We start from the raw sequence: 14,833 nt of genomic DNA, 5'->3' as shown, positions 1-14,833 counted from the left end.
GGCACGCCGCCCGGGGCCGTCCGCGGCCCCGGGCCCGCCACCGACTGCTTCCCCCACTGACCCGCGCGGCTCCCGGGTCCGCAGAAGGAGGGCTCCGCAGCAGTGCGTATCGGCAGACAGACCCGCTCGGCGGGGATCGGCGTGGCCCTCCTGTGTGCCGCGCTGTTCCCCGCGGGCACCGCGGGAGCCGCCTTCGACCCGGCGTCCTTCGAGGCGTCCCCGCCCCGGCCGGGCCCTCCCGCCGGGGACGTCAGAGTCGTCGACCTCCCGGTCACGGCGTGGACCGTGCGGGAGAAACTGAGGACCTGCCGGCCGGTCTCCCGCGGCGCGTACCCCACCGACGAGGGACGCAGGCCCACCGTGCCGGTGTGCGGGCAGGGCGACGTCGTCCACTGGACGGCGGACCTCGACGTCGACTGCGACGGCCTGCGCACGCGGCGGTGCAACGAGAGGACCGACCCCTGGTTCCGCCCCGACACCGCCTTCCACCAGGCCGACGGCACACCGCTGCGCGCCGACCGGCTGCCGTACGTCGTGGTGCCGGGGCCGGGCGAGAAGTGGGACCACACCGCCTCGGGGGTGAGCGCCGGGGACCCGGTGGTCCTGCTCCACGGGGACCGGATCGCCTACGCCGTGATCGGCGACATCGGCCCCGACGGCGTCATCGGCGAGGCCTCCTACGCCGCGGCCGAGGCGCTCGGGCTCGACCCCCACCCGGTCAGGGGCGGGGCACGGTCCGGCGTCACCTACCTGGTCTTCAAGGACGCCCGGGCCCGGCCCCTGGAGGACCGCAGGGCGGCGGTGGAGCTGGGCAGGCGGCTGCTCCGCTCCTTCGTCAACCCGTAGGCGTCAGGACGCCGCGTGCCCGGCGGCCAGCTCCTCGACCCGCCGCGCCAGCGCGAAGTCCAGCTCGGTGATCCGGCCGCCCACGCTGTGCGTGTTCACCGACAGGGCGACAGTCCTGTACCCGAGGGTGAGGTCCGAGTGGTGGTCCAGCTCGTCCTGGACCCGGGCGACGTCCGCGACCAGGGCGGCGGCGACCGTGTGCGAGGCGAGGCGGTAGGAACGGGTGAGCCGGTCCTCCGCGACCCGCCAGCCCGGCAGCCCGGACAGCCGGTCCTCGATCTCCCGTTCCGTCAGCGGCTCGACAGCCATGCTCCGCTCCTCCTCGGCCGGTGCTCCGTTTCGGCCAGCGTGCCACAGGTCCGCCGGCCGGCGGGGGTGCGCCCGGCCGCACGTCGGGACATTCCGAAAGCCTCGGCCGGGAAATCGCCTCGCCGATGGGAGATCGGTGCCCCCCGTGGCAGACTGCCCCCCGCAAAGAAAGCGTGAAGCTCTGGGAGGACGGCGTGAGCGAGCGACGCACCGCGCCCACCGTCGGTCAGGTGGTGCTCGGCAAGCGGCTCCAGGAACTCCGCGAGACCGCCGGACTCAAGCGGGAGGAGGCCGCCCGGATCCTGCACGTCGCGCCGGCCACCGTGCGGCGGATGGAGACGGCGGAGGTCTCGCTGAAGATCCCGTACGTCCAGATGCTGCTCTCCGCCTACGGGGTCCCGGGACACGAGGCGGCGGAGTTCGTCGCGCTCGCCGAGGAGGCCAACCGGCCGGGCTGGTGGCAGCGGTTCCACGACGTGCTGCCCGACTGGTTCTCCCTGTACGTCAGCCTGGAGGGCGCGGCGAAGATGCTGCGGTCCTACGAGCCGCACTTCGTGCCGGGGCTGCTGCAGAACGAGGACTACGCGCGCGCGGTCCTGCGGGCCGGCATCCCCGGGCCGAGCGCCGAGGGCACCGTCGAACGGCACGTGGCGCTGCGGATGACCCGTCAGCGGCTGCTGGAGCGGGAGACGCCGCCCAAGCTGTGGGTGATCATGGAGGAGACGGTGCTGCGCCGCCCCGTGGGCCCCGACCCCCGGGTGATGAGGGAGCAGATCGAACGGCTGCTGGAGGCGGTGGAGCAGGACCACATCACGCTGCAGGTCGCCGAGTTCGCGTCCGGCCCGCATCCCGGGGCCTACGCCCCGTTCTCCCTCTTCCGCTTCGCGGAACCGGAGCTGCCCGACATGGTGTTCACCGAGTACCTCACCGGGGCGCTCTACCTCGACTCCCGCGACGAGGTCGCCGCCCACCTCGAGGCACTGGACCACATGACGGCCCGCGCCGCCTCCACGGAGCGCACCCGCGCCGTGCTCCGCGAGTACCGGGAGCGGTACCGGTAACGGCCGCCACGCCGACGGGCGCGGGGAGCCCGGCTCCCCGCGCCCGCGGGGTGTCAGGCCAGCTTGGCCGAGAGGGTGATGGTGGTGCCGGTGAGCGCCTGGCTCACCGGGCAGTTCTTCTTGGCGTCCTCGGCGGCGGCGACGAACGCGTCGTTGTCGATGCCCGGCACGGCGCCCTCCACCGTCAGGTGGATGCCCGTGATGCCCTCGCCGGGCTGGAAGGTGACGTCCGCGGAGGTGGTGAGCCGCTCCGGCGGGGTGCCGGCACCGGCCAGCGCGTGCGACAGCGCCATCGAGAAGCACGAGGAGTGGGCCGCGGCGATGAGCTCCTCCGGGCTGGTCTTCCCGTTCGCCTGCTCGGCGCGCGAGGGCCAGGAGACCGGCTGGGAGCCGGTGCCGGACGAGTCGAAGGTGACGACGCCGCTGCCCTCGAGCAGGTTGCCCTCCCAGACGGTGTGGGCGGATCGCGTGGTGGCCACGAGTGATTCCTTCCTGACGGAACGTCCAGTACGTCCAGTACGGATCGCTCCGATGCTACCGAGGTCCCCCACCCCGCGGTCCCCTGGGCACGCGCCCCGCCGCCCCCGCGCCCGGCCGGACCCGCCCTCCCCGCGGGGCGGGGGACCCCGGAGTGCGGGCCCGGCCGCCCCGGCGGCGAGCGGTCGCCCGCCGGAGAGGACGACTTTGTCCTGCGCCGGGAAGAAGTCCGCACGGATTCGTGCACGACTTCTTCCCACTCCGTCCGGCCGCTGCTACGTTCTCCGCGAAAGCAGGGCCACGCAGGGGAAGCCGAGCAGGGGAGGGGACCGTGAGACGGATGACCGCGCGCCCCGCCAACGCTCATCAGGCCCGCCTGCTGCGGCTGTTGCGCGACGAGGGGCCCAACTCCCGTGCGCAGCTCGGCGACCGGGTCGACCTGTCACGGTCACGGCTCGCCGTCGAGGTGGACCGGCTCCTGGAGACGGGGCTGGCCGTGGCCGACGGCCTCGCCGCCTCCCGCGGCGGCCGCCGCTCCCACAACATCCGCCTGGCCCCGAACCTCCGCTTCCTCGGCGTGGACATCGGCGCGACCTCGGTCGACGTCGCCGTCACCAACGCCGAACTGGAGGTCCTCGGCCACCTCACCCAGCCGATGGACGTGCGCGAGGGCCCCGTACCGGTCTTCGAACAGGTCCTCGGCATGGCCGCCAAGCTGAAGGCGTCCGGTCTCGCGGAGGGCTTCGACGGCGCCGGCATCGGTGTCCCGGGACCGGTCCGCTTCCCCGAGGGCGTCCCGGTCGCGCCGCCGATCATGCCCGGCTGGGACGGGTTCCCGGTGCGCGAGGCGCTCAGCCAGGAACTCGGCTGCCCGGTCATGGTCGACAACGACGTGAACCTGATGGCCCTCGGGCAGATGCACGCCGGCGCCGCCCGGTCCGTGGACGACTACCTGTGCGTCAAGATCGGCACCGGCATCGGATGCGGCATCGTCGTCGGCGGCAAGGTGCACCGTGGTGTCACCGGCAGCGCCGGCGACATCGGCCACATCCAGGCCGTGCCCGACGGCCGCCCCTGCGCCTGCGGCAACCGCGGCTGCCTGGAGGCCCACTTCAGCGGGGCCGCACTCGCCCAGGACGCGGTGGAGGCCGCCCAGCAGGGCCGTTCCCCGCAGCTCGCCGCGCGGCTGGCCGAGTACGGCCGGCTCACCGCGGCCGACGTCGGCGCCGCCGCCGCGGCGGGCGACGCCACCTGCCTCGACCTGATCCGCGACGGCGGGACCCGCGCGGGACAGGTCATCGCGGGGCTCGTCAGCTTCTTCAACCCCGGCCTGGTGGTGATCGGCGGCGGGGTGACCGGCCTCGGCCACAACCTCCTCGCCGCCATCCGCACCCAGGTCTACCGCCAGTCGCTGCCCCTGGCGACCGGCAACCTGCCGATCGTCCTTGACGAACTGGGGGCCACCGCCGGAGTCGTCGGCGCGGCCCGTCTGATCAGCGACCACGTGTTCTCGCCCGCCTGACAGCAACCGGAGCCACCGGGGCGGTGCCGCCGCACCGCCCGAGCCGCACCACCGTGACCGCGCGCGATCCGTTCCGCCCTGCCTACCGCCGGGAGATGCGTCATGCCGTCCGAAGCCCCCGCACCCCTGCTCACCATGACCGCGATCACCAAGTCCTTCCCGGGCGTCCGCGCCCTGGACGGGGTGGACCTGGAGGTCCGGGCCGGCGAGGTCCACTGCCTGCTCGGGCAGAACGGCGCGGGCAAGTCCACCCTGATCAAGGTGCTGGCCGGCGCCCACCAGCCCGACGGCGGCACCGTCGCCTGGCGCGGAGAAACGGTTTCCCTCCGCTCTCCGAGCGACGCGGTCCGTCTGGGCATCGCCACCATCCACCAGGAACTCGACCTGGTCGAACACCTCTCCGCCGCCGAGAACATCCACCTCGGCCACGAACCCACCTCGGCCGGTTTCGTGATCCGTCCCCGCGTGGCCCGCCAGGCCTCCGCCGCACTGCTGCGCCGCCTGGGGCACCCGGAGATCGACCCCGACCGTCCGGTCGGCGCGCTCTCCGCCGCCCAGCGGCAGATCGTCTCCATGGCCCGCGCGCTCTCCCACGACGTCCGGCTGATCGTCATGGACGAGCCGTCCGCCGCCCTCGACCCCGACGAGGTCGACAACCTCTTCCGCATCGTCGACGGACTCACCGACGCGGGCGTCGCGGTCGTGTACATCTCCCACCGCCTGGAGGAGATCCGCCGCATCGGCGACCGGGTCACCGTGCTCAAGGACGGCCGCGCGGTGGCCGGCGGACTGCCCGCCCGGACCACACCCACCCGGGAGATCGTCTCCCTGATGACCGGCCGCGGCGTCGAGCACGCCTTCCCGCCCAGGCCCTCCGAACCGCCCCGCGCCGCCCCCGTGCTCACCGTCCGGGGCCTCGCACTGGAGGGCGGCTTCCAGCCGCTCGACCTCGAACTGCGGCCCGGTGAGATCGTCGGACTGGCCGGACTGGTCGGCTCCGGGCGCTCCGAGATCCTGGAGACCGTCTACGGCGCCCGCCGGCCCACCGCCGGACAGGTCCTGGTGGACGGACGGCCGCTGCGGCCCGGCAGCGTGCCCGCCGCGGTCCGCGCCGGCATCGGACTGGCTCCCGAGGAACGCAAGGCGCAGGCCCTGCTGATGCTGGAGAGCGTCACCCGCAACGTCTCCGTCTCCTCGCTCGGCCGGTTCGCCAGGGGCGGCTGGCTGGACCGCGGGGCCGAACGGGCCGCCGCCCGCAGGGCGACCCGCGAGCTGTCGCTGCGTCCCGACAACCCCGACGCCGCCGTGCGCACCCTCTCCGGAGGCAACCAGCAGAAGGCCGTGCTGGCCCGCTGGCTGCTGCGCGGCTGCCGCGTCCTGCTGCTGGACGAGCCCACCCGGGGCGTCGACATCGGCGCCCGGGCCGAGCTCTACGCGGTGATCCGGCGCCTGGCGGACGAAGGGCTCGCGGTGCTGATGGTCTCCAGCGAACTGCCCGAGGTGCTGGGCCTGGCGGACCGCGTGCTGGTGCTCCGGGAGGGCCGGGTGGTGCACACCGCGCCGGCCGGCGAACTCGACGAGCACCGGGTCCTCGATCTCGTACTGCACGCCACCGACGCGGCTGCCGAAGGGAGCCAGACATGACGCACCCCATGTCTCCACCGGCCGGCGGGGTCCCGCCCGCCCCCGGGGCGGAGAAGCCGGCGCCGCCCCCGGAGGGCCGCCGCACCGCCCCACGGACCGCCTTCGCACGGCTGGACGTCCGCACGCTGTCCCTGCTGGGCGTGCTCGCCGCGCTGGTCGTGGCCGGCGGAGTCACCCGGCCGGAGGCGTTCCTCGACGTCGACAACCTGCGGCTGGTGCTCACCCAGGCATCGGTGATCGGCGTGGTCACCGTGGGCATGACGTTCGTGATCACCGCCGGGGGGATCGACCTCTCGGTCGGCGCGATCGTCGCCCTGGCCTCGGTGTGGGCGACCACCGTGGCCACCCAGGAGTTCGGCTTCGCCGGCATCCTGTTCACCTCGGTGGTGGTGGGACTCGGCTGCGGCCTGGTGAACGGGGCCCTGATCGCCTACGGGGCGATGGTGCCGTTCATCGCCACCCTCGCCATGTTCGCCTCGGCCCGCGGCCTCGCCCTCCTGATCACCGAGGGCCGCACCCAGCGGGTGACCGTGGACGGGGTGCTCGACCTGGGCAGCCGCGACGCCTACGTGCTGGGCGTCCCGCCCCTCGTGCTGGTCTTCGCCGCCGTCACGGCCGTCGGCTGGCTGCTGCTCAACCGCACCACCTTCGGCCGCCGCACGGTGGCCGTCGGCGGCAACGCGGAAGCGGCCCGGCTGGCCGGCATCGACGTCCGCCGCCAGCGCCTCTACCTCTACCTGCTGTCCGGACTGTGCTGCGGCATCGCCGCGTTCATGCTGGTCGTGCTCTCCGGCTCGGGCCAGAACACCAACGGCAACCTCTACGAGCTCGACGCCATCGCCGCCGCGATCATCGGCGGCACCCTGCTCACCGGAGGCCGCGGCACCATCGTCGGCTCCGTCCTCGGCGTCCTGATCTTCACCACCATCACCAACATCTTCGCGCTGAACAACCTGCAGAGCGACGTCCAGCAGATCGCCAAGGGGGCGATCATCGTCGCCGCCGTCCTGGTCCAGCGCCGCACCGTCAGGAACGAGCTGGCCTGATCGTCCGAGCCGACAGAAGGGTCCACCGCCATGCCAGACCTCACGAGCCGCCGGGGACTGCTCTTCGGGACCGCCGCCGTATCGGCCGGCGCCCTCCTCGCGGGCTGCACCAGCAACGAGAAGGACGAGGGGAACACCGGCTCCTCCCAGCAGCCCGCCGCGGACGACAAGCCCGGCAAGGCCGTCACCATCGGTTTCGCCGGACCACAGGCCGACCACGGGTGGCTCAACGCCATCAACGAGCAGGCCCGCGCCCGCGCCGGGAAGTACGCGGACGTCACCCTCGACATCACCGAGGGCTCCAACGACACCGCCACCCAGATCGGCCAGATCGAGACGCTGATCAACAAGAAGGTCGACGTCCTGGTCATCCTGCCGGCCGACGGAGCGGCGCTCACCCAGACCGGCCTCAAGGCCATGCGGGCGGGCATCCCGGTGGTCAACCTGGACCGCGTCTTCAGCTCACCGCAGGCCTTCCGCTGCTGGGTCGGCGGCGACAACTACGGCATGGGCCTCAACGCCGGGCACTACATCGGAGAGAAGCTCAAGGACACGCCGGACGCGAAGGTGGTCGAACTCGCCGGCCTGGACAACCTGGAGCTCACCCGGCAGCGCACCAAGGGCTTCGACGACGCACTGAAGAACTACCCCAACATCAAGAAGGTGGCCCGGCAGGCGGCCGACTTCACGGTCGAGAGCGGACAGGCCAAGATGGCCCAGCTCCTGCAGGCCCAGTCGGCGTTCGACGCGCTGTGGAACCACGACGACGACCAGGGCGTGGGCGCGCTGCGGGCCATCGACCAGGCGGGCCGGGACGACTTCCTGATGGTCGGCGGGGCGGGCGCGCTCTCGGCGTTCGAGGCGATCAAGGCGGACGACGGGGTGCTGAAGGCGACGGTGCTGTACCCGCCGACCATGGCCGCCTCCGCGATCGACCTCGCCCGCGCGCTCGGGCAGGGCAAGGGGGTGTCCGGCCTGGCGGAGTTCGAGATCCCCTCCCAGGTCACCGCGTATTCGGCCGTCGTCGACAAGTCCAACGTCGACCAGTACATGCCGATCGGCTTCGACTGACCCCGCGACGCGGCCCGTGCGGCTGCCCGTGGGCCCCCTGCGGTCGGCCGGACCGCCCCAGGGCTTCGGCCGTGACCGGTGACCGCGACCGGTGAGGAAGCGAGAGGTGCGCCGGAGAGGCGCGGCCCCGGGAGCGGGGCCCGCCCGACCGCGCGTGTCGATGAGGAGGAGAAACCGCATGCCCCAGCCCGATCCGTCGTCGCGACCCGCACTCGGGGTCGGCATGGTCGGCTACGCCTTCATGGGCGCCGCCCACTCACAGGCCTGGCGCACCGTCGGCCGCGTCTTCGACCTGCCCCTGCGGCCCAGGCTCGCCGCGATCGCCGGCCGCGACCCGCAGGCGGTCCGCGCCGCCGCCGAACGCCACGGCTGGGCGGCCGCCGAGACCGACTGGCGTGCCCTGATCGCCCGGGACGACGTCGACCTGGTCGACATCTGCACCCCCGGCGACAGCCACGCCGAGATCGCGATCGCCGCCCTGGAGGCCGGCAAGCACGTCCTGTGCGAGAAGCCGCTGGCGAACAGCGTCGCCGAGGCCGAGGCCATGGTGGAGGCGGCCCGGACCGCCGCCGAGCGCGGCCGGATCGCCATGGTCGGCTTCAACTACCGCCGCGTCCCCGCGGCCTCCCTGGCCCGCGAGATGGTCGCCGCCGGCCGCCTCGGCACGCTGCGCCACGTGCGCGTCGTCTACCTCCAGGACTGGCTGGTGGACCCCGGCTTCCCGCTGACCTGGCGGCTGCGCAAGGAGGCCGCGGGCTCCGGGGCGCTCGGCGACCTGGGCGCCCACATCGTCGACCTCGCCCAGTACCTGACCGGTGACGACCTCGCCGGGGTGTCCGCGCTCACCGAGACCTTCGTCCGCGAACGCCCGCTCCCCGCGGCCGCGTCGAGCGGCCTGGGCACCACGGACGCGTCGGCCGGCAAGGGAGCCGTCACCGTCGACGACGCGGCGGTCTTCACCGGCCGCTTCGCCGGCGGCGCCCTCGCCACCTTCGAGGCGACCCGCTTCGCGACCGGCCGGAAGAACGCCCTGCGCATCGAACTCAACGGGTCCGAGGGGTCGTTGGCCTTCGACCTGGAGAGACTGAACGAGCTGGAGTACCACGACCACCGTGAACCCGCCCCGCGTGCCGGGTTCCGCCGGATCCTGGTCACCGAGCCCGAACACCCCTACCTGGAGGCCTGGTGGCCGCCCGGGCACGGCCTGGGCTACGAGCACAGCTTCGTCCACCAGGCCCGCGACCTGGTGCGCGCCGTGCACACCGGTGAACCGGTCGCCCCCACCTTCGCCGACGGCCTGCGGGTGCAGCGGGTCCTCGCGGCGGTCGAGGAGAGCGCCGCCAAGGGCTCCGCCTACACCGCCGTGGAGTGAGCCCCTCACCGCTGCCGCCGCCGCTCCCGCCATCGGAACCAGCCCCCCACCCGCGAACCGACCGAGGAGACGCACCGTGCCCCGCAACTTCACCCTCTTCACCGGCCAGTGGGCCGACCTGCCGCTCGAGGAGGTCTGCCGCCTGGCCCGCGACTTCGGCTACGACGGACTCGAACTCGCCTGCTGGGGAGACCACTTCGAGGTCGACAAGGCCCTCGCCGACCCGTCCTACCTGGACGGCCGGCGCCGGCTCCTGGACAAGTACGACCTGAAGTGCTGGGCCGTCTCCAACCACCTGGTGGGACAGGCGGTCTGCGACGCGATCATCGACGAGCGCCACCGGGCGATCCTGCCCGCCCGGATCTGGGGCGACGGCGAGGCCGAGGGCGTCCGCCGCCGGGCCGCCGCGGAGATCGCGGACACCGCCCGGGCCGCCGCCGCCTTCGGCGTGGACACCGTCATCGGGTTCACCGGCTCGGCGATCTGGCACCTGGTGGCCATGTTCCCGCCCGCCCCCGAGCCGATGATCGAACGCGGCTACCAGGACTTCGCCGAGCGCTGGAACCCCGTCCTCGACGTCTTCGACGCCGAGGGCGTGCGGTTCGCCCACGAGGTCCACCCCGGCGAGATCGCCTACGACTACTGGACCACGCGGAAGGCACTGGAGGCCGTCGGCCACCGGCCCGCGTTCGGCCTCAACTTCGACCCGTCGCACTTCGTGTGGCAGGACCTCGACCCGGTCGGATTCCTGTGGGACTTCCGCGACCGGATCTACCACGTGGACTGCAAGGAGGCCCGCAAGCGCCTCGACGGACGCAACGGCCGGCTCGGCTCGCACCTGCCCTGGGGGGACCCGCGGCGCGGCTGGGACTTCGTCTCGGCGGGCCACGGCGACGTTCCCTGGGAGGACGTCTTCCGGATGCTGCGCTCCATCGACTACGCCGGCCCGGTCTCGGTCGAATGGGAGGACGCCGGGATGGACCGGCTGCAGGGAGCCCCCGAGGCGCTGCGGCGGCTCAAGGCGTTCGACTTCGATCCGCCGGCCGCGTCCTTCGACGCCGCCTTCGGCGGCAACTGACCGCACAGACTCTCCGGGCTGCCGGCGCATCCCGGTGTCACCCCCACACGTTCACCAGCCGACGGAGGCTATTTCCGTGCGCTCGAACAGAAGGAACCGGCAGAACACCTTCCGAAAGGCCCTGGCACTCCTCACTGGTGCCCTGCTGGCCTGCACCTCGCTCACCCTGGCCACCGGCCCGGCCGGCGCCGCCCCCGGGGCCGCCGCCGAGGAGGCCCAGTTCCAGCAGGTCACCCTCGCCAAGGGCGTGGAGATGATCGGCGAACCGATGTCGCTGGCGGTGCTGCCCGACCGCTCGGTGCTCACCACCTCCCGCGACGGCGCGCTCTACCTGACCGACGACGCCGGGGACACCCGGCTCTCCGCCCGCCTCGACGTGTACACGCACGACGAGGAAGGGCTGCAGGGCGTCGCCGTCGACCCGGACTTCGCGCAGAATCGATTCGTCTACCTGTACTACGCGCCCCGTCTGGACACCCCCGAGGGTGACGCGCCGGAGACCGGCACGGCGGCGGACTTCGAGCCGTTCGAGGGCGTCAACCGGCTCTCCCGCTTCGTCCTGGAGGAGGACGGCACGCTCGACCTGGCCAGCGAGGCGGAGATCCTCGAGGTGGAGACCACCCGGGGGATCTGCTGCCACGTCGGCGGTGACATCGACTTCGACGCGCAGGGCAACCTGTACCTGTCGACCGGCGACGACTCCAACCCGTTCCAGTCGGACGGCTACTCGCCGCTGGACGACCGGGAGAACCGCAACCCGGCCTTCGACGCCCGCCGCACCTCCGGCAACACCAACGACCTGCGGGGCAAGATCCTGCGGATCAAGGTGAACGCGGACGGCTCCTACTCGGTCCCGGAGGGCAACCTGTTCGCCCCCGGCACCGAGGGCACCCGGCCCGAGATCTACGCCATGGGCCTCCGCAACCCGTACCGGTTCAACGTCGACAGGGAGACCGGGATCCTGTACGTCGGCGACTACGGCCCCGACGCCGGAGCCGCCGACCCGGCGCGCGGACCGGCCGGCCAGGTCGAGTTCGCCCGGGTCACCGGGCCCGGCAACTTCGGCTGGCCCTTCTGCACCGGCGACAACGACGCCTACGTCGACTACGATTTCGCCACCAGGACCTCCGGCGAGTCCTTCGACTGCGCGGCCCCGGTCAACGACTCCCGGCACAACACAGGCCTGCGCGAGCTGCCCCCTTCGCAGCCCGCCTGGATCCCCTACGACGGCGGCAGCGTCCCGGAGTTCGGCACCGGCTCGGAGTCCCCGATGGGCGCACCGGTCTACCACTACGACCCCGAACTGGACTCCCCGGTCAAGTTCCCCGAGGCGTACGACGGCGACGTCTTCCTGTCCGAGTTCGGCCGCAGGTGGATCAAGCGGGTGACCGCCGACGCCGACGGCACGGTGCAGGCGATCAACGACTTCCCGTGGAGCGGCACCCAGATCACCGACATGGAGTTCGGCCCGGACGGCGCGCTCTACGTCCTGGACTACGGCGTCCAGTGGTTCGCCGGTGACGAGAACTCCGCCCTGTACCGCATCGAGAACGCCACCGACGGCCGCTCCCCGATCGCCGAGGCCACGGCGTCGGTCACCTCCGGCAAGGCGCCGCTGAGGGTCTCCTTCTCCTCCGCGGGCACCGGCGACCCCGACGGCGACGAACTCGCCTACCGGTGGGAGTTCGGCGACGGCACCTCCTCCACCGCGCAGAACCCGCGGCACACCTACCGGAAGAACGGCACCTACACCGCCAAGCTGACCGTCACCGACCCCACCGGCCGCACCGCCAAGGCCACCGTCCGGGTGGTCGTGGGCAACACCGCCCCCAAGGTGGAACTGGTGACGCCGGGCGACGGCGGGCTGTTCTCCTTCGGCGACGCCATCCCGTTCAAGGTGAAGGTCACCGACCGTGAGGACGGCAGGCGGATCGACTGCTCCAAGGTCACCGTCACCTTCGTCCTCGGCCACGACAGCCACGGTCACCCGCTCACCTCGGCCAACGGCTGCACCGGCACCCTGCAGACCACCGCCGACGGCGGCCACGACGCCAGCGCCAACGTGTTCGGCGTGGTCGACGCGCAGTACACCGACGGCGGAGGCGGCGGCCAGGACCCGCTGACCGCCCACGACCAGGTCGTGCTCCAGCCGGAGAACCGCCAGGCCGAGCACTACGGGACCTCCTCCGGCGTCACGAAGATCTCCAAGGAGACGGCGCACGGCGGCCGGACCGTCGGCGACGTCAACGCCGGCGACTGGATCTCCTTCACCCCGTACGACCTCTCCGACGTCACCTCGGTGACCGCCCGGGTCTCCTCCGGCGGCACCGGCGGCACGCTGGAGTTCCGCGCCGGCTCGCCCACCGGGACCCTGCTGGGCAGCGCCACCGTGCCGGTCACCGGCGGCTGGGAGACGTTCGAGGACGTGAGCGCGGACATCTCCGGGGCGCCGGACGGCGCCACCACGCTCTACCTGGTCTTCCAGGGCGAGGGGGACGGCGCGCTCTACGACCTGGACGACTTCACCTTCACCACCGGCTGACCGGGGTGAGCGGCACGCGCACCTCGTCAGGCGCCCCGGCGCGGGCCCGGACGGCGGTCGCCGCGGCCGCCCTCCCGGCCGGCGGCCCGGACCGCACCACCGACCCGTCCCGCAGCCTGCGGGACGGCCACACCGGCCCCCGGAACCACGGGGCCGGTGACCGGACGTCCTTCCGGGACGTCCGGATCGAGGAACTGCCCGCGCGGCCCGCCGCGTAGGCGCACGACGGCGGCGGGCGGAGGACGCCGGACCTCCGCCCGCCGTCTCCCCCACGCCTTTGGCGCCCCGTCCGTCCCGACGGTGCCGTCTTGTGTCTCCGGCACGGTTGGACCACCTTGATTCTCCGCACGGTCCACGACCCGGCCGGCTCGCCCCTGACCCGGTTCCGGTTCCCGTTCCCGTTCCCGCTCCCGCTCCCGCTCACCGTGCGTACCGAGGAGGCAGCAATCATGTCCGCGTTCGACTCACCGCCCCGGGTGGGCGTCTGGATGATCGGGGCCCGGGGGTCCGTCGCCACCACCGCCGTCGCCGGCTGCGCGGCCCTGACCGCGGGACTGCGTCCGGCCACCGGCATGCTCACCGAGACGCCCCCGTTCGCGCACAGCGGTCTGCCCGCGCTCTCCTTGCTGGAGTTCGGCGGTCACGACATCGCCGAGTGCCCGCTGCCCAAGCGGGCCGAGGCGCTCGCCGGAGCGGGAGTGCTGCCGCACGGGCTGCCGGACGCGGTGCGGGCCGAACTGGCCGCGGTGGACCGGGAGATCAGGCCGGGAGCGCGCGAGGGCGGATGGCCCGAGGCCGACCGGCTGGCCGACGACATACGGGACTTCGCGCAGCGGCGCGGGCTCGCCCGGGTGGTGGTGGTCAACGTCGCCTCCACCGAGCCGGTGGCCGGCGGGCCCGGTCTGCCGGCGAGTTCGCTGTACGCGGCGGCCGCGCTGCGGGCCGGCTGCCCATACGTCAACTTCACCCCCTCCGCCGGGATGCAGCACCCGGAACTCGTGCCGCAGGCCGAGGAGAGCGGGCTGCCCCACGCCGGGCGCGACGGCAAGACCGGACAGACCCTGCTACGGGCCGTGCTGGCGCCGATGTTCGCCCAGCGGGCCTTGGAGGTGCGGGCCTGGTCCGGCACCAACCTGCTGGGCGGCGGGGACGGGGCCTCGCTGGCCGACCCGGCCGCCGCCGCGGCCAAGAACGCCGGCAAGGCACGGGTGCTCGCCGACGCGCTCGGCACCGTGCCGGAGGGCGAGACGCACATCGACGACGTGCCCGCGCTCGGGGACTGGAAGACGGCCTGGGACCACATCGCCTTCGAGGGCTTCCTCGGCGCCCGGATGGTCCTGCAGACCACCTGGCAGGGCTGCGACTCCGCGCTGGCCGCGCCCCTGGTGCTGGACCTGGCCCGGCTCATGGCCCGGGCGGGGGAACTGGGCCTGTCCGGCCCGGTGGCGGAGCTCGGTTTCTACTTCAAGGACCCGGTGGGGGAGGGGCCGGTCGCGCTCGGCGAACAGTACGCGCGACTGCTGGAGTTCGCCCGCCGGCTGGGACGGACCCGATGAGCGCGGCCGGCGACTGGGCCGAACTGCTGCGGGTGTCAGCCCTGTTCACGGTGCCGGGCGACGCGCTGGCCGGAGCGGCGGCGGGCGGCGGACGCCCCGGAGTGCGCACCCTCGGCGCGGTCGCCGCCTCCCTGTGCCTGTACTCGGCGGGGATGGCGCTCAACGACTGGGCCGACCGGGAGGAGGACGCCCGCGAACGCCCCGGGCGGCCGCTGCCGTCCGGGCGGGTGGGGCCCGGCGCCGCGCTGGCCGCCGCCGGAACCCTCACCGCGGCCGGGCTCGGCTGCGCCGCGCTGGCCGGACGCCGCG

General features: G+C 73.5%; 14 protein-coding genes. 12 read left to right on the top strand and 2 right to left on the bottom strand.

Annotated features, from left to right (window positions below):
* Positions 1 to 102 precede the first annotated feature (102 nt).
* Positions 103 to 846 carry a glycoside hydrolase family 75 protein gene (locus tag A2U95_RS01870; protein ID WP_166020498.1) on the top strand — a complete coding sequence of 248 codons (744 nt, stop codon included), beginning with the start codon at positions 103 to 105 and terminating at the stop codon, positions 844 to 846.
* Between the two features lie 3 nt (positions 847 to 849).
* Here A2U95_RS01870 and A2U95_RS01865 read toward each other — a convergent pair whose 3' ends face one another.
* Complete coding sequence (locus tag A2U95_RS01865) at positions 850 to 1,155, bottom strand: 4a-hydroxytetrahydrobiopterin dehydratase (RefSeq protein ID WP_166020497.1); 306 nt, start codon at positions 1,153 to 1,155, stop codon at positions 850 to 852.
* Positions 1,156 to 1,349: 194 nt separating this feature from the next.
* Between A2U95_RS01865 and A2U95_RS01860 the strand changes: the two genes are divergently transcribed.
* Positions 1,350 to 2,216, top strand: coding sequence for a helix-turn-helix domain-containing protein (locus A2U95_RS01860; RefSeq protein ID WP_166020496.1), 867 nt, complete (start codon positions 1,350 to 1,352; stop codon positions 2,214 to 2,216).
* 53 nt (positions 2,217 to 2,269) lie between these two features.
* Here the strand turns inward: A2U95_RS01860 and A2U95_RS01855 are convergent, their stop codons facing one another.
* The gene (locus A2U95_RS01855; RefSeq protein ID WP_166020495.1) at positions 2,270 to 2,695 is read right to left on the bottom strand and encodes an OsmC family protein; all 426 of its coding nucleotides are present in this window, start codon (positions 2,693 to 2,695) and stop codon (positions 2,270 to 2,272) included.
* A gap of 338 nt (positions 2,696 to 3,033) precedes the next feature.
* Here A2U95_RS01855 and A2U95_RS01850 point away from each other — a divergent pair, with 338 nt between their 5' ends.
* From A2U95_RS01850 to A2U95_RS33680, 10 genes are all read left to right on the top strand, one after another.
* Complete coding sequence (locus A2U95_RS01850) at positions 3,034 to 4,215, top strand: ROK family transcriptional regulator (protein ID WP_166020494.1); 1,182 nt, start codon at positions 3,034 to 3,036, stop codon at positions 4,213 to 4,215.
* A gap of 135 nt (positions 4,216 to 4,350) precedes the next feature.
* Positions 4,351 to 5,859, top strand: a complete 1,509-nt coding sequence (locus tag A2U95_RS01845; protein WP_166024686.1) for a sugar ABC transporter ATP-binding protein — start codon at positions 4,351 to 4,353, stop codon at positions 5,857 to 5,859.
* Positions 5,856 to 6,905, top strand: a complete 1,050-nt coding sequence (locus A2U95_RS01840; RefSeq protein ID WP_338104406.1) for an ABC transporter permease — start codon at positions 5,856 to 5,858, stop codon at positions 6,903 to 6,905. The genes A2U95_RS01845 and A2U95_RS01840 overlap by 4 nt, the downstream gene beginning before the upstream one ends.
* Positions 6,906 to 6,935: 30 nt before the next feature.
* Positions 6,936 to 7,976: a substrate-binding domain-containing protein gene (locus A2U95_RS01835; protein ID WP_166020493.1), complete on the top strand. Its 1,041-nt coding sequence runs from the start codon at positions 6,936 to 6,938 to the stop codon at positions 7,974 to 7,976.
* 178 nt (positions 7,977 to 8,154) lie between these two features.
* The gene (locus A2U95_RS01830) at positions 8,155 to 9,348 is read left to right on the top strand and encodes a Gfo/Idh/MocA family protein (protein ID WP_206282794.1); all 1,194 of its coding nucleotides are present in this window, start codon (positions 8,155 to 8,157) and stop codon (positions 9,346 to 9,348) included.
* Positions 9,349 to 9,424: 76 nt separating this feature from the next.
* Positions 9,425 to 10,426: a sugar phosphate isomerase/epimerase family protein gene (locus A2U95_RS01825; RefSeq protein ID WP_166020491.1), complete on the top strand. Its 1,002-nt coding sequence runs from the start codon at positions 9,425 to 9,427 to the stop codon at positions 10,424 to 10,426.
* A 76-nt stretch (positions 10,427 to 10,502) separates the two neighbouring features.
* Positions 10,503 to 12,968 (top strand): PQQ-dependent sugar dehydrogenase, encoded by a 2,466-nt coding sequence (locus A2U95_RS01820; protein WP_240957160.1) that lies wholly within the window; start codon positions 10,503 to 10,505, stop codon positions 12,966 to 12,968.
* A gap of 5 nt (positions 12,969 to 12,973) precedes the next feature.
* Complete coding sequence (locus A2U95_RS01815; protein WP_166020137.1) at positions 12,974 to 13,186, top strand: hypothetical protein; 213 nt, start codon at positions 12,974 to 12,976, stop codon at positions 13,184 to 13,186.
* A gap of 231 nt (positions 13,187 to 13,417) precedes the next feature.
* Complete coding sequence (locus tag A2U95_RS01810) at positions 13,418 to 14,524, top strand: inositol-3-phosphate synthase (protein ID WP_166020490.1); 1,107 nt, start codon at positions 13,418 to 13,420, stop codon at positions 14,522 to 14,524.
* Positions 14,521 to 14,833, top strand: a 313-nt coding sequence (locus A2U95_RS33680) for a UbiA family prenyltransferase (RefSeq protein WP_166020489.1), incomplete at its 3' end; no start/stop codon positions are given. The genes A2U95_RS01810 and A2U95_RS33680, both read left to right, overlap by 4 nt.

The sequence above is a fragment of the Streptomyces chilikensis genome (assembly GCF_001642695.1).
GTDB lineage: Bacteria > Actinomycetota > Actinomycetes > Streptomycetales > Streptomycetaceae > Streptomyces > Streptomyces chilikensis.
The sequence above is the reverse complement of the archived record's forward strand: the minus strand, read 5'-3'. Positions and strand labels throughout refer to the sequence as shown.

Bases quoted from the DNA above. Each gene is read 5' to 3' on its own strand.
- A2U95_RS01850 (WP_166020494.1), top strand. From the start codon at position 3,034: ATGACCGCGCGCCCCGCCAACGCTCATCAGGCCCGCCTGCTGCGGCTG.
- A2U95_RS01835 (WP_166020493.1), top strand. From the start codon at position 6,936: ATGCCAGACCTCACGAGCCGCCGGGGACTGCTCTTCGGGACCGCCGCC.
- A2U95_RS01845 (WP_166024686.1), top strand. From the start codon at position 4,351: ATGACCGCGATCACCAAGTCCTTCCCGGGCGTCCGCGCCCTGGACGGG.
- A2U95_RS01865 (WP_166020497.1), bottom strand. From the start codon at position 1,155: ATGGCTGTCGAGCCGCTGACGGAACGGGAGATCGAGGACCGGCTGTCC.
- A2U95_RS01830 (WP_206282794.1), top strand. From the start codon at position 8,155: ATGCCCCAGCCCGATCCGTCGTCGCGACCCGCACTCGGGGTCGGCATG.
- A2U95_RS01840 (WP_338104406.1), top strand. From the start codon at position 5,856: ATGACGCACCCCATGTCTCCACCGGCCGGCGGGGTCCCGCCCGCCCCC.
- A2U95_RS01810 (WP_166020490.1), top strand. From the start codon at position 13,418: ATGTCCGCGTTCGACTCACCGCCCCGGGTGGGCGTCTGGATGATCGGG.